Source organism: Bradyrhizobium sp. LLZ17 (assembly GCF_041200145.1).
In the GTDB taxonomy this organism is placed as follows: Bacteria; Pseudomonadota; Alphaproteobacteria; order Rhizobiales; family Xanthobacteraceae; genus Bradyrhizobium.
Genome location: NZ_CP165734.1, coordinates 721809 through 742050 on the forward strand (window position 1 = coordinate 721809; position 20242 = coordinate 742050).

General features: G+C 63.4%; 19 protein-coding genes and 5 pseudogenes. 12 read left to right on the top strand and 12 right to left on the bottom strand.

From position 1 onward, the window contains the following. Window positions 1-81 precede the first annotated feature (81 nt). Both AB8Z38_RS03585 and AB8Z38_RS03590 read left to right on the top strand, forming a co-directional pair. Window positions 82-954 (top strand): DMT family transporter, encoded by an 873-nt coding sequence (locus AB8Z38_RS03585; RefSeq protein ID WP_369723162.1) that lies wholly within the window; start codon window positions 82-84, stop codon window positions 952-954. Between the two features lie 95 nt (window positions 955-1049). Continuing rightward, window positions 1050-1803 (top strand): annotated as a pseudogene (locus AB8Z38_RS03590) (hypothetical protein). A gap of 62 nt (window positions 1804-1865) precedes the next feature. On the opposite strand, the pseudogene AB8Z38_RS03595 reads toward AB8Z38_RS03590, so the two are convergent. Together AB8Z38_RS03595 and AB8Z38_RS03600 are read right to left on the bottom strand one after the other, a co-directional pair. After that, a pseudogene (locus tag AB8Z38_RS03595) lies at window positions 1866-2178 on the bottom strand (histone). 66 nt (window positions 2179-2244) lie between these two features. Next, a pseudogene (locus AB8Z38_RS03600) lies at window positions 2245-2796 on the bottom strand (FAD-binding domain-containing protein); the annotation flags it as partial. Window positions 2797-2919: 123 nt separating this feature from the next. On the opposite strand from AB8Z38_RS03600, the gene AB8Z38_RS03605 reads away from it, so the two are divergent. Beyond that, entirely contained in the window at window positions 2920-4650 is a 1731-nt protein-coding gene (locus AB8Z38_RS03605; protein WP_369723163.1) for a methyl-accepting chemotaxis protein, read from the top strand. 85 nt (window positions 4651-4735) lie between these two features. Here AB8Z38_RS03605 and AB8Z38_RS03610 read toward each other — a convergent pair. Next, window positions 4736-5396 (bottom strand): annotated as a pseudogene (locus AB8Z38_RS03610) (peroxiredoxin). A 381-nt stretch (window positions 5397-5777) separates the two neighbouring features. Between AB8Z38_RS03610 and AB8Z38_RS03615 the strand changes: the two are divergent. Further along, window positions 5778-6350 (top strand): hypothetical protein, encoded by a 573-nt coding sequence (locus tag AB8Z38_RS03615; protein ID WP_369723164.1) that lies wholly within the window; start codon window positions 5778-5780, stop codon window positions 6348-6350. A gap of 41 nt (window positions 6351-6391) precedes the next feature. Here AB8Z38_RS03615 and AB8Z38_RS03620 read toward each other — a convergent pair whose 3' ends face one another. The 6 genes from AB8Z38_RS03620 to AB8Z38_RS03645 all read right to left on the bottom strand — a co-directional run bounded on the left by AB8Z38_RS03620 (window position 6392) and on the right by AB8Z38_RS03645 (window position 12291). Further along, window positions 6392-8257, bottom strand: a complete 1866-nt coding sequence (locus AB8Z38_RS03620) for an alkaline phosphatase family protein (protein WP_369723165.1) — start codon at window positions 8255-8257, stop codon at window positions 6392-6394. Window positions 8258-8553: 296 nt separating this feature from the next. Continuing rightward, on the bottom strand, window positions 8554-8871 hold the full coding sequence (locus AB8Z38_RS03625) for a response regulator transcription factor (RefSeq protein WP_369723166.1): 318 nt from the start codon (window positions 8869-8871) through the stop codon (window positions 8554-8556). Between the two features lie 51 nt (window positions 8872-8922). Continuing rightward, the gene (locus AB8Z38_RS03630; RefSeq protein ID WP_369723167.1) at window positions 8923-9438 is read right to left on the bottom strand and encodes an ABC transporter permease; all 516 of its coding nucleotides are present in this window, start codon (window positions 9436-9438) and stop codon (window positions 8923-8925) included. Beyond that, complete coding sequence (locus tag AB8Z38_RS03635) at window positions 9435-10145, bottom strand: ABC transporter permease (protein WP_369723168.1); 711 nt, start codon at window positions 10143-10145, stop codon at window positions 9435-9437. The genes AB8Z38_RS03630 and AB8Z38_RS03635 overlap by 4 nt, the downstream gene beginning before the upstream one ends. Beyond that, the gene (locus AB8Z38_RS03640; RefSeq protein ID WP_369723169.1) at window positions 10142-10867 is read right to left on the bottom strand and encodes an ABC transporter ATP-binding protein; all 726 of its coding nucleotides are present in this window, start codon (window positions 10865-10867) and stop codon (window positions 10142-10144) included. The genes AB8Z38_RS03635 and AB8Z38_RS03640 overlap by 4 nt, the downstream gene beginning before the upstream one ends. Next, window positions 10864-12291, bottom strand: coding sequence for an efflux RND transporter periplasmic adaptor subunit (locus tag AB8Z38_RS03645; RefSeq protein ID WP_369723170.1), 1428 nt, complete (start codon window positions 12289-12291; stop codon window positions 10864-10866). Before AB8Z38_RS03645 ends, AB8Z38_RS03640 begins: the two co-directional genes overlap by 4 nt. A 622-nt stretch (window positions 12292-12913) precedes the next feature. Between AB8Z38_RS03645 and AB8Z38_RS03650 the strand changes: the two genes are divergently transcribed. The 8 genes from AB8Z38_RS03650 to AB8Z38_RS03685 all read left to right on the top strand — a co-directional run bounded on the left by AB8Z38_RS03650 (window position 12914) and on the right by AB8Z38_RS03685 (window position 17816). Next, window positions 12914-13549, top strand: coding sequence for a response regulator transcription factor (locus AB8Z38_RS03650; protein WP_369723171.1), 636 nt, complete (start codon window positions 12914-12916; stop codon window positions 13547-13549). 134 nt (window positions 13550-13683) lie between these two features. After that, window positions 13684-14085, top strand: a complete 402-nt coding sequence (locus tag AB8Z38_RS03655; RefSeq protein ID WP_369723172.1) for a curlin subunit CsgB — start codon at window positions 13684-13686, stop codon at window positions 14083-14085. Between the two features lie 122 nt (window positions 14086-14207). Beyond that, window positions 14208-14600 carry a curlin gene (locus AB8Z38_RS03660; RefSeq protein WP_369723173.1) on the top strand — a complete coding sequence of 131 codons (393 nt, stop codon included), beginning with the start codon at window positions 14208-14210 and terminating at the stop codon, window positions 14598-14600. Between the two features lie 17 nt (window positions 14601-14617). Beyond that, window positions 14618-15028 (top strand): curlin, encoded by a 411-nt coding sequence (locus AB8Z38_RS03665; RefSeq protein WP_369723174.1) that lies wholly within the window; start codon window positions 14618-14620, stop codon window positions 15026-15028. A 182-nt stretch (window positions 15029-15210) separates the two neighbouring features. After that, entirely contained in the window at window positions 15211-15549 is a 339-nt protein-coding gene (locus AB8Z38_RS03670; protein WP_369723175.1) for a curlin, read from the top strand. 45 nt (window positions 15550-15594) lie between these two features. Beyond that, window positions 15595-15885: a hypothetical protein gene (locus tag AB8Z38_RS03675; RefSeq protein WP_369723176.1), complete on the top strand. Its 291-nt coding sequence runs from the start codon at window positions 15595-15597 to the stop codon at window positions 15883-15885. Between the two features lie 133 nt (window positions 15886-16018). Beyond that, window positions 16019-16477 carry a hypothetical protein gene (locus AB8Z38_RS03680; protein WP_369723177.1) on the top strand — a complete coding sequence of 153 codons (459 nt, stop codon included), beginning with the start codon at window positions 16019-16021 and terminating at the stop codon, window positions 16475-16477. 634 nt (window positions 16478-17111) lie between these two features. Then, on the top strand, window positions 17112-17816 hold the full coding sequence (locus tag AB8Z38_RS03685) for an SDR family oxidoreductase (RefSeq protein ID WP_369723178.1): 705 nt from the start codon (window positions 17112-17114) through the stop codon (window positions 17814-17816). Between the two features lie 92 nt (window positions 17817-17908). Here AB8Z38_RS03685 and AB8Z38_RS03690 read toward each other — a convergent pair whose 3' ends face one another. The 3 genes and pseudogenes from AB8Z38_RS03690 to AB8Z38_RS03700 all read right to left on the bottom strand — a co-directional run bounded on the left by AB8Z38_RS03690 (window position 17909) and on the right by AB8Z38_RS03700 (window position 20059). Further along, window positions 17909-18469, bottom strand: a complete 561-nt coding sequence (locus tag AB8Z38_RS03690; RefSeq protein ID WP_369726734.1) for a serine hydrolase — start codon at window positions 18467-18469, stop codon at window positions 17909-17911. After that, window positions 18412-19251: pseudogene (locus tag AB8Z38_RS03695) on the bottom strand (serine hydrolase); the annotation flags it as partial. The pseudogene AB8Z38_RS03695 and the gene AB8Z38_RS03690, both read right to left, overlap by 58 nt. After that, entirely contained in the window at window positions 19217-20059 is an 843-nt protein-coding gene (locus AB8Z38_RS03700) for an MBL fold metallo-hydrolase (RefSeq protein ID WP_369723179.1), read from the bottom strand. The pseudogene AB8Z38_RS03695 and the gene AB8Z38_RS03700, both read right to left, overlap by 35 nt. Between the last annotated feature and the right edge of the window lie 183 nt (window positions 20060-20242).

A 20242-nucleotide genomic window follows, 5' to 3' on the forward strand; every position in this document is an offset into this window, starting at 1 on the left:
GCCGTCGATCATGCAGCGCAACATTCAACAGCCGGAAATTCGCGTTGCCGCATCGCCCTTGGTCGGGCATTGAGAGCGGCAATGAATCAAAATCAAGACTCCCTGACCGCGCGGGCGGCGCCGGTCCTGTTTGTGGTGCTCTGGAGCACCGGATTCATCGGCACCAAATACGTCGTCAACAATGCCGATCCCTTGACCTATCTCGCCATCCGCATGGCGGTGGTGGTCGGCCTGATGGCGATCATCGCCGCCATTGCCCGTCCGAAATGGCCTGATCGCACCGGCATCGCCCACAGCGCGGTCTCCGGCATTCTTGTCCACGGCTTCTATCTCGGCGGCACCGCGATCGCGATCGCGCACTCGATTCCGGCCGGGCTCTCCGCGCTCATTCCAGGGCTTCAGCCCATCCTGACCTCGACCATCGCCAATCGCTGGCTCGGCGAGAAGGTGACGCCGGTGCAATGGGCCGGGCTTCTGCTCGGCCTTGGCGGCGTGGTGATGATCCTGCACAACCGCCCCATGACCGGCGAGGCCGGGATCGGTTGGCTCGCCTCCGTGGTCTCACTGATCAGCATCACGCTCGGCACGCTTTATCAGCGGCGCTACTGCAACCAGATCGACTGGCGCGCCGGCAACCTCGTGCAATATGTGGCCGTCACCGTCTTCTTCGCGGCCGGAGCCTTCCTGTTCGAAGATCGCGTGGTGCATTGGACGCGCGAGTTCGTGCTGGCGCTCGGCTGGCTCGCCGTGGCGCTCTCGATCGGATCGATCGGGCTGCTGTATTGGCTGATCCGCCACGCCGCGGCGACCTCGGTCGCGAGCCTGTTCTATCTGGTGCCCGCCGTCACGGCGCTGATGGCCTATCTGCTTTTCGACGAGAAGCTCGACGCGCTGGCGATCGCCGGCATGGCGATTTGCGCGGCCGCGGTGTTTGTGGTGAACCGACGCTCTTAGATCGAGGTTCGGCCCTCGATATGCATCCCTGACGTGCGCGGCGCGTCGTGCTAGGCTCGTCGCATTTCAGCTTCCTTTTCGGCACGGTGACTTCCATGAAGAAGGCCAAAAAGAGCGTCGGGCGCGCACTGCTCGGCAGGTCCACCAAGCCGGTTCGGATCGCCTGCATCAACTACGCCGGGGGAGATCGACGACCGAACGATGGGCAAGCTCACCGCGGCGCTCCAGAAATGCTACGACGACCATTTCCTGCCGGTGTGGGGCTATCCGGTCGAGCTCTACGTCACCCGCAAGCCGAAGCGGACCGACTGGCAGCTCGTCTATTTCGACGACGCTTCCCACAAGAACATGCTCGGACGCCATGAGCTGACACATCGGGGACAGCCGATCTCGAAGATCTTCGTCAAGGCGCTGGGTGACGAGCCGGTCAGCGTCGCGGCCTCGCACGAGCTGTTCGAGATGGTGCTCGATCCCATGGCCAATCTGTGGGCCGACAAGAATCGCCACACGCAATATGCCTACGAGGTCTGCGACGCCGTCGAGGAGGATTCCTTCGTGGTCAGCGGCTTTCCGATGTCGAACTTCGTCTATCCCTCCTGGTTCGAGCCGTTCAAGCATCCCCGCGGCACCAAATTCGACCACAAGGGGACGCTAAAGGAGCCGTTCTCGATGACCGAGGGCGGCTATCTCATCAAGAAGGTCAACGGCCGGAAGGTGATCAGGGCGTTTGGCTCACCCGAGAAGCGGCGGCGCTTCGCGAAAGAAGACCGGCGCGGCCATCGCAGCGAATTTCGCGATCCGCAAGGGGTCCATCATCCGGGCCGGCGCGCATCCAAACGGGGAGCGTAGGGCCACAGCGGAGGATGATCTCCGGGCGCGCGCCGCACCCGGAGACCCGCTCGAAATTGCGGTCAGCGCTTGGCCTTGCTGGCCTTCTTTTTCGACTTGGCGGCTTTCTTCGGAGCTTTCTTGGCGCCTTTTTTGGCGGCCTTCTTCACGCTCTTCTTGGCTGTCTTCTTCGCCGACTTCTTTGCGGCTTTCTTCGTTGTCTTCTTGGCCTTCTTTTTGGAACGCCTTCGCCTTCTTCGACGCTACTTTCTTCCCGGCCTTCTTGGCGGCCTTCCTGACCTTCTTGACGGCAGTGACTGCGGCGTCCTTGGTCGCTTCCACGGCGGTGGTGATCGTCTCCATCGCCTGTTCGGTGATCGGCTTGTCGTCGTCCATAACGTCCCCCAATGCTTGAATGGCGCGACAACGATAGCGGGTTTCAAAATTGTGTCAAAGCAGTGCTCAACCTTTGCGGATCCTGGCGTAGGCGGTCAACGCACGCTCGCGCCCCTCGGCATGATCGACGATCGGCCGCGGATAGGTTTTGCAGAGGGTAATGCCGGCACTCGCCAGCTCGATCGGTGTTGCTTGCCAGGGCTGGTGAATGAGCTTCGCCGGCAGCTCCTTGTTCCGGCACCCAGCGCCGGACATAGGCTCCATCAGGGTCGAACGTCTCACCCTGAATCATCGGATTGAAGATGCGGAAGTAAGGCGCGGCGTCAGCGCCGCAGCCGGCGACCCACTGCCAATTGGCTGGATTGCTGCCGGCATCGACCAGCGTGTCCCAGAACCAGCTTTCACCCTCGCGCCAGGCGATCAGGAGGTGCTTGACCAGGAAGGAGGCGACGACCATCCGGACTCGTTATGCATGACGCCGGTGTGCCAGAGCTCGCGCAGGCCGGCATCGACGATCGGATAGCCTGTGCGCCCGCGCTGCCAGGCGGCGAGCGGCTGCGTGTCAGCTTTCCAGGGGAAGTCATCGAAGCTGGTTTGCAGGTTTTCGGTGGCAAGGTTCGCTTGGCGTGATCAGGAGTCTCCTCGTTTACAATCTGTAAAGCATGTCGCAGTGCGAAGGCCGTTAATGCGACCGTAAGCCGATTGCACGAATATGCACGAATTACGGGGGTCATTCCATTCATGTCCAAACTCGCGACGGCGAAATTCCTGCCGCAATTCAAGCTGGGCACCAAGGCCGTGCTGTGCGCCGTGCTGCTGATCGCCGTGAATACGGCGCTGGTGGTCGGCGCCGGCTATTGGTCGCTCACCACAGCCATCAATGATCGCGCGTTGCGCGACATCGAGGTCAATCTGCGCACGCTGGCGCTCGCGTTTGCCGAGACTGCTTCCGACGCCAGGATCACCATGAAGGATGGTGCTGTGGCGCGCGCCGAGATTCCCAAAATGCCCGACTTCAAGGATCACGCCATCGTCGATCGCGCGGTGTCCTATGTCGGCGGCACCGCGACCCTGTTTGTGTTTGACGGCGCCAGCGGCCAGTTCGTCCGCCGCTCGACCAACGTGAAAAAGGAGAATGGCGAGCGCGCGGTTGGCACCCAGTTGGCCGCCGACCATCCGGCGCAGGCCCTGCTGCGCCGTGGCGAGGCCTACAAAGGGCCGGCGACCTTGTTCGGCAAAACTTTCATGACCGCCTATCTCCCGATCGCAGATGCAAGCGGCAAGGTCGCCGGCATCCTCTATGTCGGCATCCCGATGGCGCAGTTCGAGAGCATGTTGGCCCAGGCGATCGCGAGCATGGCGGTCGCGGCAGCCGTCGCGGCGCTGCTGGTCCTGATCCTCACCATGCTGGTCGTCCGTCGTGTTACCCGGCCACTCACCTCGGTCACGCACTCGCTGACGGCGCTCGCCAATGGCGAGAGCGACGTCGCGATCGATTGCGAGGACCGCGCCGACGAGATTGGCGAGATCGCCCGCACGGTCGCGGTGTTCAAGAGCAATTCGTTGGAGCGGGCGCGCCTGCGCAGCGAACAGGCGGCGGCCTCCGCCGCCGCGGTCGAGCAGCGCAAAGCCGACTTGCGCAATTTCGTCGAGGAGTTCCGCGGCAGCGTCGGCGGCATCCTCGACGAGGTGCTGCACTCGTCCGGCGAATTCGAGCGCGTTGCGCGGCAACTGACCGACACCGCACGCTCCACCGCCGATCTGTCGGCGCAGTCGGCCGGCGCGTCCGAGACCGCCTCCGACCACGTGCGCTCAGCGGCCTCAGCTTCCGACGAGCTGTCCCAATCGATCTCCGAGATCACCCGCAGGGTTCAGGAATCAAACGCGATCTCCGCCGAGGCGGTGCAACAGGCCGAGGCCACCGACCGGCGCATCGCGCAGCTCTCGGAGGCAGGCGCGCGCATCGGCGATGTCGTCAAGCTGATCACCTCGATCGCCGAGCAGACCAACCTGCTGGCGCTCAACGCCACCATCGAGGCGGCGCGGGCGGGCGATGCAGGCCGCGGTTTCGCAGTGGTGGCCCAGGAGGTCAAGACGCTTGCCGGCCAGACCGCCAAGGCGACCGACGAGATCTCGAACCAGATCGCCAGCATGCAGCTCGCGACCGAGGAGTCGGTCACAGCCGTCAAGGCGATCGGCCAGACTATCGAGCGCATCAGCGGCATCGCGGGCTCGATCTCGGCTGCGGTCGAGCAGCAGAGGAGCGCGAGTCAGAATATCGCAGCCAGCGTTCGCGCCGCGGCGTCCGGCACGGCGGATGTCGCCGTCAACGTCCGTCATGCCGCCAAGGGTGCGAGCGAGACCGGCGAGACTTCGAGCCGGATGTTTGCTTCGGCCCAGGCGCTGTCGGGCGAGAGCCTGCATTTAAAGGCCGAGGTCGACGGCTTCCTCGACCGCGTGCGTGCGGCTTGATCTAGATCGTGATGACCGCGGTCTCCTCGACCGCGGGTCTGTTGCTGGCGGACCGGTTGACGGCGTGAGCCGTCACTTTTGGCCGTTATTTGGGCTGCGGCACGATCCGGATGTACGGCTTCGGCTCTTTCCAGCCCTGCGGATAGATCGTTTTGGCCTCGTCGTTGGAGACCGAGCCCGCGATGATCACGTCGTCGCCCTGCAACCAGTCGGCCGGGGTTGCGACGCGATGCTTGGCGGTGAGCTGGAGCAGAATCGATGACGCGCAGGATTTCCTGGAAGTTGCGGCCCGTTGTCATCGGATAGACCAGCACCAGCTTGATCTTCTTGTCCGGCCCGATGATGAAGACGTTGCGGACGGTCTGGTTGTCGGCGGCGGTGCGGGTGAGGGGATCGCCCGAGATCGCGGCCGGCAGCATGCCGTACAGCTTGGAGACGTTGTAATCGGTGTCGCCGATCATCGGGTAGTTGGGGTCGGCACCTTGGGTCTCCTTGATGTCCTCCGACCATTTCGAATGGCGGTCGACCGGATCGACCGAGAGGCCCATCAGCTTGACGCCGCGCTTGTCGAATTCCGGCTTCAGCTTGGCGAGCGCGCCGAGCTCGGTCGTACAAACTGGCGTGAAGTCCTTGGGGTGCGAAAACAACAGCGCCCAGCTATTGCCGATCCAATCGTGGAACTTGATCTTCCCTTCAGTTGTCTCGGCTTCGAAGTCTGGGGCGGTGGCGCCGATCGGAAGTGTCATGGTTCTACCTCATCGCATTGAATTTGCTTCGGAATTTGTGTCGGACCGTAATGGCTAGTATAGGGTCTGGGCGACCCCAAGTGAACTGCTTAAAGCAAAATGTGAATTTCTTCTCTGAAACGCCGATTTCCTAGCACCTTTCTGTTACAGGAGCGCCTGCGGCGAAACATCTCCACCGAGGGGCACACGGTCTCGATTGCCCCGATAAAGCCTTTATGACCCGCATCACGCTCGCCCGACGTTTGATGGAACCAAAAAGGTCCTGATAGCGACCAATTGGCAACCATTGAGAAAAGTCGCGATCCCCGTATCGAATCATTAACCACCCCTTTACGCCCGCATGAAAATGCTGGTCGATCAGAAGAAATCTGGAAGTGAACTATGTCTGCCGTACTGCCTAAGTCAGTTGAGTCGCCGTCCCTCGAACCGTCCTGCCGCGATACCGCAGCTCATGCACTCTCCGTCGTGCGCGACGGCGTGATCACGGGCGAAGGCCCGACCACCAAGGGCCGGGTGCACTTTTCCCGCTCCATCGATGCCGATGATACCGCCTGGTGCGCGCGCATCCTGACGGCCGCGGCCGTCAACGACCAGCCGGTCAGCCGCGGCGAGGCCGAGGCGCTGTTCGAGATCAACGAGGCCGCGACCGAGCGCACCGACGGCGGCCGGTTCGATGACCTCCTGGCCAAGGCGGTGGCTCACTACGCCGCGAGCGCTTCGGGCCTCAAAGTGCCGCCGCGCAGCGTCGCGCTCTCGGCCGAGTCCGACATCGAAAGCTGGGCGCCGTCCTATGCGTCCAAAGTCAACAGCGAGATGCTGGAGTGGATTGCCGGCCAGATGCGCGGCAAGCGCCACAACAACCGTCGCCTGATGGCGATGGTGGCGACCTTCCTGGGCGCCACCGCGCTGCCTCTGGCGGGCCAGTTGCCGAACGTGTTCGACATTGGCATGTAAAATTCGCGCCTGAGATTTTAGCGCGCGAGACAGCGGCGGGGTTATTTCCCCGCCGTTTTTTGTTTGCCGGCGTTCGGCTCAAGTCCCAGCGTGCGGCCAGGGAAGCCGGCAGCATCGAAATAGCGCTGGCTGCCGACGCGCTGGAGGTTGAGCACGGTCTGAAGTCCGTTTTCGGACATCTTTGATTTCTCGACGGCCTTGTAGGCCTTCGGCACGATCCCGTTCGGCAGCGCTTCCGACATCACCCGGCCGACTAGGCCGCCATTGTGCGAGCCGCGCAGGCCAAGCAGCTGGGCGGCGGTCATGCCGACATCGGCATTGCTGACCGGCAACTCGTCGACGAAGCCGGCTTTGAAGTCCGGTCCGATCGCAGCCATGAAGTTGAAGGTATCGCCGCGGCTGAAGCTGCCATGCATGCCCTGGCCCTGCCGCAGCACGGTGTCGGCGACCTCGACCGAGCAGTTGGTCGGCGCCTCGCCGCAATCGCTGGCATAGGAGCGGAAATTGACGACGATCGCCGGCGTCGGCGTCGCCGCCTTGCCGCGCAGATTGATGCTCGACAGCGGCAGCGTGCCGGGGAAGCGGCCAAGTGAATCGTCGACAAACACGCCGGAGCCGTAGTCCTGGTCGAGCAGCGCCTTGATGGTCTTCGCCGCCAGTTTCTTGTCCTTGTTCGGCAGATAGATCAGGTCCGAGCCGCCATTGGTGGCGACGACGAGCTCGGGCTTGGCCGGATCCTTGCCGAGCACGCCATTGCCGGCCTTTGGATGCGCATTGCCCGTGACGGCCGCGTTCTTGTCGTTAGGGTCGAACAGCGGCAGGTCGAGCGCCTTGGCCAGATCGAGAGCGACGAAGCCCATGGGCAAGAAGTCCTTCGGCGTATCGTCATAGCTGACCTTCGCCGAGGGGCTGGTCTTGCTCTCCTTGGAAATGGTCGAGAAGCCGTGGTCGGCCTGGACCATGATGTTGGTATTGGCGGCAAGCCCAAGCTCGTCCAGTGCCTTGCGGAGCTGGGCGAGGTTGTTGTCGGCGTTCTTGATACCGGCCATCGAGGTCGGGCCGTTGATGCCCGGCAGGATGTGGTTCAGGCTGTCGCCGGTGTTGTGCTGGCTGCCGTCGGGATCGCGCGACCAGAACACGAGGACGAACGGCTTGTTGCGGGCCTTGAACATCGGCAGCACGACCTTGGTGGCGACATCGGCGAAATAGGCCTGCTGCCTAACGTTGGCGACCGTGGTGCCCGGCGTCTTGGCATCGCCCGCCTTGGCATTGTCGCCACGTGACGGAGCGGCAACAGGCAGCCCGGCGTTGGTCAGCGCCGCCTTCACCTCGTCCGAGAGCGGTACCCCATTCTTGCCCCCGGTGGCATCGTCGAACACGACCGAATGCAGGCCGGGCTTGTCGGCTCGGTCGGTGTGATCCCATTGATAGGTCGGACCATGCTTGCCCAGCGCGGCGGTGCTGAAGCCCTTGTCGCGGGCCAGCTTCAGGATCGTGTCCTCATTGAGATAGTCGCCCTTGAAATGCTCGTCGATGTCGCCGAGCACCGCGTCGTTCTCGATGAAGGGGACCACGGTGTCGCCGGCCGGGACGGATGTGTAGTTGGTCCAGATCGTGTTGGAGAACACGCCGGTGTCGCCGAGATAGTGGCCGGTCGACATCGCCGAGCCATTGGCCATGGTGAACGTCGGGAACAGCGAATGCGAATTCTTGAAGTTGACGCCCTTGTCGCGGACCTCGGCCATCGCCGGTGCCGTTTCGGGCGTGATCTTCAGCGCGCGCAACCCGTCAGGGATGAACAGGATCAGGTTGCGCGGGGTGTTGTTCTGGGCGGAGGCAAGCCCGCTAGGAAGTCCGGTGGACAAAACTGTCAGTCCGGCGGACAGCAACACCAGTGAGCGGCGCATCAAATCTCTCCCTGCCTGCAATGAGGCGGCTTGGCGGCCGACCCCGACCGCCGCCTTCGTTTAGTTTGGCTAAATGACAGTTTAGTTACAAGAGCCACCGGCCATGCAACAGGTGCAGGGAGAGCGACCTTGTTGCCATGGTCTCGTGAGTGCTCCCAGGGTGAAGCAGTGGATCGTTGCGCGGCGCGGTTAGGCCGCCTCTCAGCGGAACGAATCGTCGAAACCAGATTTCCAAATTCAAATCGCTAGAAAATTTTTGCTTGTTGGTATCGTCAATCAAGGCATGAGGCTGGCGGTCACTCTGGCGCGGTGAGCACTCGTGGATCTTGGGTAGGCACTGGCCCGGGCTTCGCCGTCACCGGATCGCCTTTGGAATTGGCAAGATCGCGCTGTAGCGAACGCGGCGCCGCCTGGAGCGCGAAGATGATGGCGATCTGGGTTCGGTTATGAAGGCGGTATTTGCGCATGATGTTGCCGATATGCGCCCGCACCGTGTTCTCGGAGATATTGAGCTCGAAGGCGATGTTCTTATTCTGCAATCCGCGCGCGATGAGCATCATCAGCTCGCGCTCGCGCGGCGTCGGTCTGATCAAGTCTTTTGGATCCGGGCTCATGACTGGCTCCTCCCTGGTGTTGGTTTGATGGTGTGGCCATCCCGGCCGTTCTCACTCCGTCTTGAGCGCCTCGATTGGACTGAGCTTGGACGCCTTATGTGCGGGATAGAAACCAAACAGGAGGCCGGTCGCGATCGAGAAGGCGAGGGCCAGGGCAATTGCTTCACTGTCGATTGAGGTGATCCACCCGGCCATGCGCGCGACCGTCATCGAGAGCGTGACGCCGCCGAGAACGCCGATGGCGCCGCCGAGGAGGCAGAGCACGAGTGCTTCACAGAGAAACTGGAGACGGATGTCCCGCATCCGTCCTCCGAGCGCGCGGCGGATGCCGATTTCCCGGGTGCGCTCGGTCACTGACACGATCATGACATTCATGATGCTGATGCCGCCGACAAGCAGCGAGACCGATGCGATCGCGACGAGCAGGAGCGCCACGGTCCGGATCGCGCCCTGCTGCGCTTCCATGGCGGCGGCTGGATCCTGGACCTTGAAGTCGTCCTCCTGGCCGGCGGCGATCCGATGCCGCTGCCGCAGCAGGTTCTCGATCTCGGATCTCGCCCCGGTCATCTGACCGTCGGCGGCCACCTTCGCAATGATGTAGGCGACCGATCCCGGTTGATGTTGCTCGCGCTGCCGAGGAAGCGCAGCTTGGCCGTGGTGAGGGGGACGAACGCGACATCATCCTGGGCCGGTCCCTTGCGATCGAGCACGCCGACCACCTCGAGCGGGACCTTCATGATCCTGATCTGTGCGCCGATGGGATCATCGCCCGGCGCGAACAGTTCGCTGGCGACCGTGCTTCCGAGGATCACGACTTTTCCGGCGGCGGCCTCTTCGGCGCTGGAAAAGTAGCGTCCGGACGCGAGCTGCCAGTCGCGCACCATGAAGTGCCCGGTCGTCGTGCCATTGATCGTCGTGTTCCAGTTCTTGCTCTCGTGGATAATTTGAGCCGTTCCTGCGATCGAGCCGGCCGCGGCCTGGATCTCCGGAATTTGCTCGATGATCGCCTGTACGTCACTTTCGGTCATCGTCAGCTTGGTGCCTTCCTTCAGACGCACGCCACCCTGATAGACCGCGCCAGGCGTGATCATCAGCACGTTGGCCCCGATCGAGCGGATCTGCTCCTGGAGACGCAGTTGCGCGCCGGCGCCGATCGCGAAAACCGTCACGATCGATGCGACGCCGATCACGATGCCGAGCATGGTGAGGAAGCTGCGCAACGGATTGAGGCGCAAGGCGTGCAGAGCGATCTGGAACCCCTGGAGCATCGTCATGACACAACGCTCCGCTTCGGCACCACCGGGGCTTGCGTCTCGTCGCTGACGAGTTCGCCGTCGTGCAGGCGGATGGTGCGCCGGCACCGGGTTGCGATGGCCGGATCGTGCGTGATCATCACGATGGTCTGGCCGGTCTGGTTGAGCGCGGCGAACAGCGCCAGGATCTCGGCACCGGTGCGGCTGTCGAGTGCCCCGGTGGGCTCGTCGGCGAGCACGATCAGCGGGGAGGCGATCAACGCGCGCGCGATCGCGACGCGCTGCTGCTCGCCGCCCGACAGCTGTCGCGGGAAATGATGCGCCCGGTGCAGCATGCCCACTGCTTCCAGGCTCTGTTCGGCGCGGGCAAGGCGCTCCTTGTGGCCCACGCCGCAATAGACCAGCGGCAGGGCGACGTTCTCGATCGCGTTGTGGCGCGCGAGCAAATTGTAGGACTGGAACACGAAGCCGATGCTGCGGGCGCGCAAGGTCGACCTGCGGTCTTCCGAGAGCTCGGCGACGTTGGCGCCCTCGAGATAGATCGCGCCCTCGCTCGGAAGATCGAGCAGGCCGATCATGTTCATCAGCGTAGACTTGCCGGACCCCGAAGGTCCCATCACGGCGAGGATCTCGCCCGGCTCGATGTCGAAGCTGACATTGCGCACCGCCGTCACCGCGACGCCGCCCGTGCGGTAAGTCCTGCCTACGGATCGGAGGCTGATGAGGGGCGGGAGCGCTGTCATGATCCGAACCTGATGCCGAGAAATTCCATGCCGGCCGGCCGGATCGCCTGTCCGACGGCGACCTGGCTGCCCTCGACGAGCTCTCCGCTCTTGAGCGCGACCTGTTCGGTGCCCGCGGCACCGACGGTCACGGGGATACGCTGAAGCGCGCCATTGGCGGTGCGCACCCAGACGCCGCTGCGCCCAGGAGCCGTGTCTGCCCGCGCGCCCGAGGGCTGGAAGCGCAGCGCGGCCAGCGGCACTTTCAGCACGTTGTCCTGCTGCTCGATCACGATCTTGACCAGGGCAGTCATTCCGGGGAGCAGCGCGCCGTCGAGATTGGAGGTCGCCAGCACGACGGTGTAGGTGACCACGTGCTGCTGATTCTGCGGCGCCTTGCGCACCTGGCGCACCACCGCCTCGAAGCGGCGGTCGGGGTAGGCGTCCACCGTGAAGTGCGCCCGCTGGCCGGCAGCGATGCGCCCGATATCCGCTTCGTCGACCTGTGCGTGGATTTCCATGTCTTCCAGGCGATGGGCGACCACGAAGGTGGTGCGGGACTCTAGGCCGACCGCCAGCGTCTGGCCTTCGTTGACGAACCTGCCGACCACGACCCCGTCGATCGGCGAGCGGATCACGGTGCGGTCGAGATCTGCCTGGGCCGCCGCAAGGACCGCGGCCTTCTCCGGCACCGCCATTCGGGCCTGGTCCAGCTCGGCCTCGATCCGGCGGACGTCGGCCTGCGCGCCGTCGACGGCGTAGGCATTCAGGGACATGAGGATCTCGGCCTCGCGCTCCTGGGCCATGCGCGCGGTGAACTCCGTCTGGGCGTCGTCGACCGTCGACGTCGCCACGACGTTTTGCGACTGGAGTGCCAGCTTGCGTTGCAGGGTCTTCTGCGCCGACGCTTTGACTGCCTGAGCGCTGTCGAGCTTGGCTGCGAGTACGTCCCTGCTGCCCTTGGCGTTTTGCAGGTCTATTCTGGCACGATCGAGCTTGGCCCGCTCGATGTCGACGAAGGAGTCGGCGACCGCCAGCGCGGCCTTGGCTTCGTCGACCTTGGCTGCGAAGCTGCGGGGATCAATCAACGCAAGCGGCTGGTCCTTGCTGACCGTGTCGTTGAAATCGACATAGACCCGGGCGAGCTGCCCGGACAATTGCGAGCCGACCTCGATGGTCTTGACGGGTTGCAGGGCACCCGTGACGGTCACCGACTGTTCAATGCTGCCGCGCTGAATTGCAGCGTAGCGGAACAGGGGCGCATCCGAGCCGAAGGTCGGGGTTTCGCCGCCAGGCTTCAGGAACTGCTTCGTCGACCGATAGGCACGGCTGGCGCCGTCCGCGGCGCTTCCGGCCGCGCCCGCGACGAGGTCCGGTACCGCGCCATAGATGGCGGCGAGGCCGCATGCAGTTCCAAACAGCACAATGACTGGCACAAATCGCATATCAAAAGCCGCCTTCTTGAAATGACTATGCTGGCGGAAACGTAGAACACTCGCGCAATGGTTGTATTCAGCCCGAGCTAATGCTGCTGTCTCGAGGATATGTCGTCATTGATAGTGCGACGGTCGGGTGCTCTCCATGATCCAGAAGTAAAACCAACGGTTGCGACTTTTCGTGACTTGCGCACAACCCATACTCGCCGTATCAAAAACATGCGCGCGGTATCGAACTCGACAAGCTCACTGAACGTCCCGTCTGGTCTGGCCCAATCGGCTGCCCGTCGGCGTTCAAGTCGGCGCATGAGTAGCGATGCCATGACGCAGCTGGCGATATCTCGGCCGCAACGCCTGATCACCGCATTCCGGATCGCCACATTCGTGATACGGCGCCTCGCCATGGTTCCGCGGTCGGCGGCGTCAAGTCTTTCAGATCACGAAGCCCGATATGTGAACGCCTTCACTCGTCTTGGGCGCGTGCCCGCCGTAAGACCTCACATCGGCGAGTCGTCGCGACGCGACTCGACTCTGTTCTCGCCGATGCACTCAAGCACCTTGTTACCGCTTGCAAGAACAATGGTTGGCTCGTTGCTGGAACATCGAGCGCCAAGTCCGGGAGCGTATTGCTATGAGTTCAAATCAAGCCACAGTTTATGTTGTCGACGACGAAATCCAGATAAGAAACGCGCTTGGCAGCCTTTGCGAGGAGACGGGACATCAGGTGAGGCTTTTCGCCTCGACGGACGAGTTCCTCACCGAGAGTCTTTCCGGCGGACCGTCATGCCTCGTGCTCGACGTCCGCTTTCCCGGCACGTCGCCGACCGGGATCGAGCTTCAACGCAGGCTCGCTGAATCGGGCGTGCCGATCCCGATCGTCTTCATCAGCGGCCATTCGGACGTCCGTATCACCGTCGAGGCAATGAAGCGCGGCGCCGTCGAATTTCTGCCGAAACCCTTCCGTGAACAGGAGATCCTCGATGCTATCAGGCACGGTATCGAGCGCGATCGCAGACGGATGGAGCGCGAAGACTCGGTGCGCGAGGCCCGTCAGCGCGTCGAAACTCTGACCGCCCGAGAACGGGAGATCATGCTGCTGATGGCGGAAGGACTCGTCGCCAAGCAGATCGCGGCAAGACTCGGGGTCAGCGAGGTGACCGCGAAGGTCCATCGCGCCAGGATGATGCGAAAGCTCGAGCTGCGTTCGCCGATCGAAGTGGTGAGGTTGATCGACAGCATGGGTCGCGAGATGCCGCACAACGTCTAGTCCGTACCGATTAGCATGAACTGCAGTCTGTCGCGCAGTCCGCGATCGGTTCAGAGTGATCCCACGATGTCGACCTCCTCCAAGACCGGCATCTTTAACTTGGTCAGATCACTTGAACAGAAAGGGATTACTCCATGCGCAAATTTCTCCTCGCTTCCGTTGCCGTGTTCGCTCTGTCTTCCGCGGCTCAGGCCGCCAACACCTCGACCACGGTACAGCTCGGCATCGTCAATGGTTCGAGCACCACGCAGAACGGGCTCACCAATGACAGCTCGTCCACCACGCAGGTCGGCCTCCTGAACGGTCAGACCACGATGCAGGGCGCAAGCTCGCCCTCGCTCAACAACGCCAGCACGGTGAACCAGATCGGCATCCAGAACTCGTCGAGCACTGGCCAGGTGGCCTTCGGCAACAACGGCAGCTCCGTCACCCAGAATTCGTTCGGGCCTGCTGCCCTCCAGAACAATGCCGCCGGCATCGCGCAGATCAGCGCCTTCGGCGTCAACTCCAGCACCGTCTCGCAGACGGCGCACTGAACCAGCCCCGTTTGGCCGGGCGCGCCACAGCGCGGCGCGTCCGGGCCATTCTCGAAAGCACCGCAATCGGGCCGGTCGACCCAATGAGGCGTCGCTCGCCGGCTTTCGCGGAGGAAAATGACATGAGAACCAAATTTATTGTCGCGACAGCCGTCGCAATCAGCTTGATGACCGCTGTCGATGCCCAGGCCGGCAACTCGGCCAGCGTGTTGCAATTCGGCGCAACCAACAACTCCTTCATCTCCCAGAGCGGCGGGACCAGCAACAGCGCCACGACGTTGCAGTTCGGTGCAACCAACACCGCGACGACGCTGCAGATGGGCTCGCTCGCCACCGTCAACAATTCGGTGACCGGGCAGGGCGGCACCACGGCGACCGCGACCAACACGGCGCTGACCGGACAAGCCGGCGGCTCCAACACGAGCTTGATCGGGCAGATCGGCGCGAACAACGCGGCTGGCGTCGCCCAGCTCGGAATCCTGAACGGCTCGACGATTCTCCAGCAAGCTCCGTAATCCCGGCGAGGCATGTCATGAAACATATTCCAGGGCTCGCCTGCGTTGCGCTTCTCGCGCTCGGTTGTGCAGGCGCCGGATCGGCGGATGCACAGACCGCCGATATCAAAACCATCGTGTCGATCGGCGGCCCGCCCGTCGTGCTGAACCAGAACAGCCAGCTCAATGCCGCAGGCGTGTTCATGATCGGCGGCAGCACCAGCGCGACGGTCGTCCAGAACGGCACCAACAACGCCACCGGAATCCTGCAATTCGGCGGAACGAATTCGGCCTCGGTCGGGCAGGCGGGCGTGAACAATATTGCCTTCGTCGGCCAGACCGGCCAGTCGGCGACGAGCCTCGTGTCCCAGCTCGGCACGATGAACACGGGGACCATCGCGCAATTCGGCGCGGTGAACTCATCGACGGTGATCCAGAAAAGTCCGTGAGAGACGCGACCTCGCCGTCGTCGGGTGTGAAGTGTTGATGGGGCAAGGCGATGAGATATAGTAGCGGGCTCTTGGCACTGGTGACGTTGTCGGCCGCCATCAGCGTTGCGTCAGAGGCATCCGCGGGATCCAGGCCAAGGCCGCCTATTGACGGATTCGCGCACTCCCAGACCAACGCGAACGTGAGCATCGAGACCGTGGTGGAGTTCGGCAATAATCCGCAGCCGATCACGATCGTCGAGAATAGCAGCAACAATATCGCCCGGGTGATCGAGATCGGTACGGGCACCGTCGATGCGACCATTGTGCAGAATGGGACGCGCAACTATGTCGATGTCATTCAGGTCGGCGGCACCACCAATGCGTTGATCGGCCAGTCAGGGGTGAGCAACATTGCGGATATCACCCAGGTCGGCAACTCGACGAACGCGTTGCTGCTTCAGGTCGGTGACATGAACACGGGAGCCGTCAGCCAGTTGGGACGCTTCAACTGGTTGGCCATATTTCAGTTCGCACGATGATGCCATATTCCAGTTCGCACGATGATCAAGACAATGAGGTATGAGATGAAATTCCTCCTGCTCGCATCCGGAATGGGCCTCATGACCGCGATTGCGATGACACCGGCCGGGGCCGGGGAGGCCGGCGACGGCCACACCACCGTGGTCCAGGACGAAAACGGAACGGCCATCATCACACAAAGCGGCGATCCGGCGCAGGCCGAGGTCAAGGTCGACAGGGAGCCCGGCCGCACCACCGTCTATCGCCGCAGCGGCGGCAATACCGCGATCGTGTCACAGGGCACGGGCAATGCGCAGGACATGCTGGATTGGCTCCGGAAACAGCAGGGCCGCTGACGCGCCCCAGCCCCGCGCCCTGTTAAGCCTGTGCCTTAACCAATAATTAATTATACATTTGCGGGCGGGCGATGGGCCGGCCTAGCGTGCAATGGGGAGCAGTATCGCGAAGCCAAACGAGTTGGTGCGTATCATGATGTCCAGACCATATGGGGCGTTGCTCGCCTCGCTCAGCGCAGCCGCGCTGCTCCTTGCTTCCAGCGACAGTTTTGCAAGACCCGGTGGTGCCCCGCATGGCGTCGTGGCCGCTGCCGCGCCACCGGCCGCAGCACGTCCGCCGATCGCGCCGGGAGCGCGGTTCCGCGGCCGCAACAATGGCTTCAATAATCCTTGGGTTTACTGGCCCGGTGGCGGCGGTTTCGTCTACGACGGCGCGACCTACAGCGATCCTTTCGCCAATGCCGGGCAGCCGGTCTCCAACGAGGTGCGCTACACCTACACCTATGACGTTCCCTGGGACTGGGCTCACCGCTTCCCGCCGAATGTCGTGCCCTCCGACCGGCCCTATGTGCCGAGCTGTCCGACGGAGTCCGTGACGGTGCCTGGCCGCGGCGGCGGCGAGCACACCGTCAACGTCATGCGTTGCTATTGAGCGGCGTGCTTTGTTAGAGAATTCCTGCCGCGGCGGCGTGGTCGCGGTCGGACTGCTTGCGCCTGACCGTCGCTAGCTCGCGGCTGCAGGCCTCAAATGGTTTGGTATCCGGGCGCAAGCCGAACTGTCCGCAGACATCACGATCCTCGTCCGCAATGACCCGTGCCAGCTCCGCCTCAGCGCTCTCGCGCATCGCGGGACCCAAGATCAACAGCGTGTGCAGCCCGAACGCCGCCAGACGGCAAGCAGCAGCGCCGTCGCGAGCGCGGGGCGCGCCAGATCGCCTGCAGTGTGCCGAGGAGGGCGGACCCTGGTTCTGGCTTCGGTCATGAAATCCTCACTTCAATGAAAATAGCGATTGGCGAAAAAAAGACATCGAGCAAAAGGGTCTTCGAGCCGGCCCCGCAAAGCAGGGATCCTCACCCCTACACGCTGGGCGGCCGCGGCTATGTGAAACAGATTACAATAATTCCAGTCGGGCTAGCTGAGTCCTAACAGGACGTGGTCGCGACAGGCTCGCGGCCCCATGATGATACCTTCGGCGATGGACCTGCCGGCAAGTCCGGCTGTAGAAGGCTCCCATGACAGGCGGACTGCTGGCTCGCCTCAACGGTGTCAAAAGGGATGATCGGCCATGGCAGTACAAAAAGTAGCACTCGTCACCGCGGGTGGCAGCGGCATGGGAGCGGGGGCTGCGCGTCGGCTTGCAGCTGACGGCTTTTGCGTGGCGATCCTGTCATCCTCCGGCAAGGGCGAAGCGCTTGCGGCCGAACTCGGTGGGCTCGGCCTCACCGGCTCGAACCAGTCGAGCGACGATCTCAAGCGCCTCGTCGACGGTACGATGGCCAAATGGGGGCGCATCGATGTGCTCGTCAACAGCGCCGGCCACGGGCCGCGCGCGGCGATCACGGAGATCACCGACGACCAGTGGCATACTGGCCTGGACACATATCTTCTCAACGTGATCCGTCCGACGCGGCTCGTGACGCCGGCGATGCAGGCTCAGAGGGCGGGCGCCATCATCAACATCTCGACCGCGTGGGCGTTCGAGCCGAGCGCGATGTTTCCGACCTCGGCGGTGTTCCGCGCAGGCCTGGCTGCGTTCACGAAGATATTCACCGACACCTGTGCCGCGGACAACGTCCGGATGAACAACGTGCTGCCGGGTTGGATCGACAGCCTGCCGCAGACCGATGCGCGTCGCGACAGCGTGCCGATGAAACGCTACGGCAAGGTCGAGGAGATCGCGGCGACGGTCTCGTTCCTGGCCTCCGACGGGGCGGCCTACATCACCGGCCAGAACATCCGCGTCGACGGCGGACTGACGCGCTCCGTCTGAAGCGCGCAACGTCCGTTGATCGGCCATCCCAGACGTTGGTCACCATCCCGGCGTGGAAAGCCCCCGCTCAGCCCACCCTTCGGCTTTGAGGTTCAGCCGCCATGCGCGGCCACCAGCTGAGCCAGCGCGGGCAGGATCTTGTAGCGGGCGATCTCGTGCGGATATTCGCCGCGATTGGCCAGCAGCACGATGCCGATCCGCCGTGATGGCACCAGGCCGATATAGCCGGAGGCATTGTTGAGGCCGCCCGGCTTGTCGACGACGGTGACCTCGGGAAGATGCACCGTCTCCCAGGCCATGCCTTGCCCGAATTTCTCGTCGACCCGGAAGGCCTCATGCTGGGTCATCCGCAGTGCCTCGCGCAGATTCGGGTCGGCCGATCGGCCGTCGACGCATGCGGCCGCGAATGTCGCGATGTCCCGCGCCGACGAGAACATCTGCCCGGTGCCGGGAAGATCGAAATAGCTCTGCTGATCGCCGGCTGGACCGAGCGCGGCGCCCTGGTCGAATAGCCTTGCACCACGCGCTGCATCCAGGTCCCGTCCATGACGGCGCGGTTGTCCGGTCCACGTTCCGGAACGAACGTCGCCTGCATTCCGAGCGGCTTGAGAATGCGGCTCTCGATCAGCTCGCGGATCGGCGCGCGGTAGCAGCCTTCGAGCACGAGTTGAATCAGCACGTAGCCGGCATGCGAGTAGATGCGCTGCTTGCCGGGCGCGACGCCTGCGGGCGGTGTCCAGCCGTTGAGCATGTCGATGAATTGCGCGCGCGTGAAGGATTCGTTCGGCCAGGGCGGGTGATCGGTCGGCAGCAACAGTCCCGACGTGTGCGTGACGAGCTCGCCGACCGTGACGTGGCGGATGGTGTTGCCGTGGAGCTCCGGAAGATATTTCGGCAGGGGATCGTCGAGCCGCAACTCGCCGCGGAGCGCGCCGAGCGCCACCAGCGTCGCCTCGAAAGGTTTTCGCAAGGACGCGAGGTTGAACAGCGTGTCGGCTGTTACCGGGCGTTTGCTGGTCTCGTCCGCGAAGCCATAGCTGAAGAATTCGACATGGCGGCCGGCGTAGAGGGCAGCCGCCAAGCCGCCCGGATGATCAGGGGTCGCCGTGGGTGCGAGCTCGGTGGCGACGATGTCGCGCATCTGCTGGATCATATCGGAATCCGCCGAGGCGCGGCGCGGCCGGGGGGAGCGCGATTGCGAAGGGAACAAGCGCCGCCCGAGCGAGGGTCCGCCGCGTGATGTGCGATGAGATGACAATAGCCGGCACGTGCCCTGCGAAATGCTCTGATGCGCCCCGGTCTCTTTTAGCGGGGAGAGCCCGGCATCCCAACTCACGATTGCGCGTTCCGGGTTCCGCGGCTGCGGCCCCGCGGAATTGGGCGCGCGCTCCGCGTGCGCGTCAGCGCTGTTGACTCTCGGGGACCGCAACTTCATCGAATCGCAAGGCGAGAGAATCGAGCGCGGCTCTCATCTCCGCACCTTGCATTGCCGCACCATGGCCGGTCACGACAATCTCGGGACCAAGTGCGGCAAGCTCGCGCACCGATGCTTTGGCACTGACCCAATCCGGTGTGAAATACATGGGCGGCCCATGCATCTCAGGGGTTTGCGTCACGGCGGCGTAAACCGACTCCTGCCGCGTTGTGATGAAGGCATCACCCGCGATCAACACGCGGTCGCGTTCGCGCCAGAGCGAGACGTGTCCTGGCGTGTGGCCGGGGGTCCATCGCCAATCCTGCATGAATGGCACGCTATGATCCGAGGGAAGGTCATAGAGCCGCGATGCAACGTTGACCGGCTTGGTGGGAAACAGCGGAGACAGCCGGGCGAGCAACCCGCCGCCGACGCTCGGATCCGCCGGCGGATAGGACTGGCTGCCGTCGAGATAGGGATGCTCGGCCGCGTGCGCATAGACCGGCACGTCCCACTCGCGCGCTAGCGTCTCCAGCGCGCCCACATGGTCGAAATGAGCATGGGTCATGACAATGCATGCCGGCCGGCCTTGTCCGCCGAACCGTGCGCTCGCTGCCGAGCGTATCGCCTGCGCCGAGCCGGGAATGCCGGCGTCCACCAAAACCCAATTGCCGTCGCCGGCGCTCTCCAATCCAACAAAGATCACGTTGACGATCGCAAGCTGCCGGTAGGCCACGTCGGCCACGATCTGCCTCGTATTGTCGTTGCGATCGAGATCGAATTTGGGATGTTCCGCTTCGGCGGCGGAAGAGAGGGGAATTTGTGTCATCTGCGTTCAGCCCGATACACCCGATCTCGATGATCCCGATGCGCCAGATCTTCTTCTGCAGCAGCATCACTCCGTAGGGTGGCCGTACGGTCGAAGTCCCAGAGTTGCCGTGAGGCACGCGGAAAACGACGATTCCGTCGCGGACGTTCCTAAGGCGGAGCGCTGTTTTGTCGTCTGCTATCG

Excerpts from the sequence above, each read along its gene's own strand:
- AB8Z38_RS03625 (WP_369723166.1), bottom strand. The coding sequence starts at position 8,871 with ATGAGCCCGGATCCAAAAGACTTGATCAGACCGACGCCGCGCGAGCGC.
- AB8Z38_RS03620 (WP_369723165.1), bottom strand. The coding sequence starts at position 8,257 with ATGCGCCGCTCACTGGTGTTGCTGTCCGCCGGACTGACAGTTTTGTCC.
- AB8Z38_RS03615 (WP_369723164.1), top strand. The coding sequence starts at position 5,778 with ATGTCTGCCGTACTGCCTAAGTCAGTTGAGTCGCCGTCCCTCGAACCG.
- AB8Z38_RS03700 (WP_369723179.1), bottom strand. The coding sequence starts at position 20,059 with ATGACACAAATTCCCCTCTCTTCCGCCGCCGAAGCGGAACATCCCAAA.
- AB8Z38_RS03680 (WP_369723177.1), top strand. The coding sequence starts at position 16,019 with ATGATGTCCAGACCATATGGGGCGTTGCTCGCCTCGCTCAGCGCAGCC.
- AB8Z38_RS03650 (WP_369723171.1), top strand. The coding sequence starts at position 12,914 with ATGAGTTCAAATCAAGCCACAGTTTATGTTGTCGACGACGAAATCCAG.
- AB8Z38_RS03605 (WP_369723163.1), top strand. The coding sequence starts at position 2,920 with ATGTCCAAACTCGCGACGGCGAAATTCCTGCCGCAATTCAAGCTGGGC.
- AB8Z38_RS03675 (WP_369723176.1), top strand. The coding sequence starts at position 15,595 with ATGAAATTCCTCCTGCTCGCATCCGGAATGGGCCTCATGACCGCGATT.
- AB8Z38_RS03630 (WP_369723167.1), bottom strand. The coding sequence starts at position 9,438 with ATGACCGGGGCGAGATCCGAGATCGAGAACCTGCTGCGGCAGCGGCAT.
- AB8Z38_RS03645 (WP_369723170.1), bottom strand. The coding sequence starts at position 12,291 with ATGCGATTTGTGCCAGTCATTGTGCTGTTTGGAACTGCATGCGGCCTC.
- AB8Z38_RS03585 (WP_369723162.1), top strand. The coding sequence starts at position 82 with ATGAATCAAAATCAAGACTCCCTGACCGCGCGGGCGGCGCCGGTCCTG.
- AB8Z38_RS03640 (WP_369723169.1), bottom strand. The coding sequence starts at position 10,867 with ATGACAGCGCTCCCGCCCCTCATCAGCCTCCGATCCGTAGGCAGGACT.
- AB8Z38_RS03655 (WP_369723172.1), top strand. The coding sequence starts at position 13,684 with ATGCGCAAATTTCTCCTCGCTTCCGTTGCCGTGTTCGCTCTGTCTTCC.
- AB8Z38_RS03660 (WP_369723173.1), top strand. The coding sequence starts at position 14,208 with ATGAGAACCAAATTTATTGTCGCGACAGCCGTCGCAATCAGCTTGATG.
- AB8Z38_RS03665 (WP_369723174.1), top strand. The coding sequence starts at position 14,618 with ATGAAACATATTCCAGGGCTCGCCTGCGTTGCGCTTCTCGCGCTCGGT.
- AB8Z38_RS03635 (WP_369723168.1), bottom strand. The coding sequence starts at position 10,145 with ATGACGATGCTCCAGGGGTTCCAGATCGCTCTGCACGCCTTGCGCCTC.
- AB8Z38_RS03685 (WP_369723178.1), top strand. The coding sequence starts at position 17,112 with ATGGCAGTACAAAAAGTAGCACTCGTCACCGCGGGTGGCAGCGGCATG.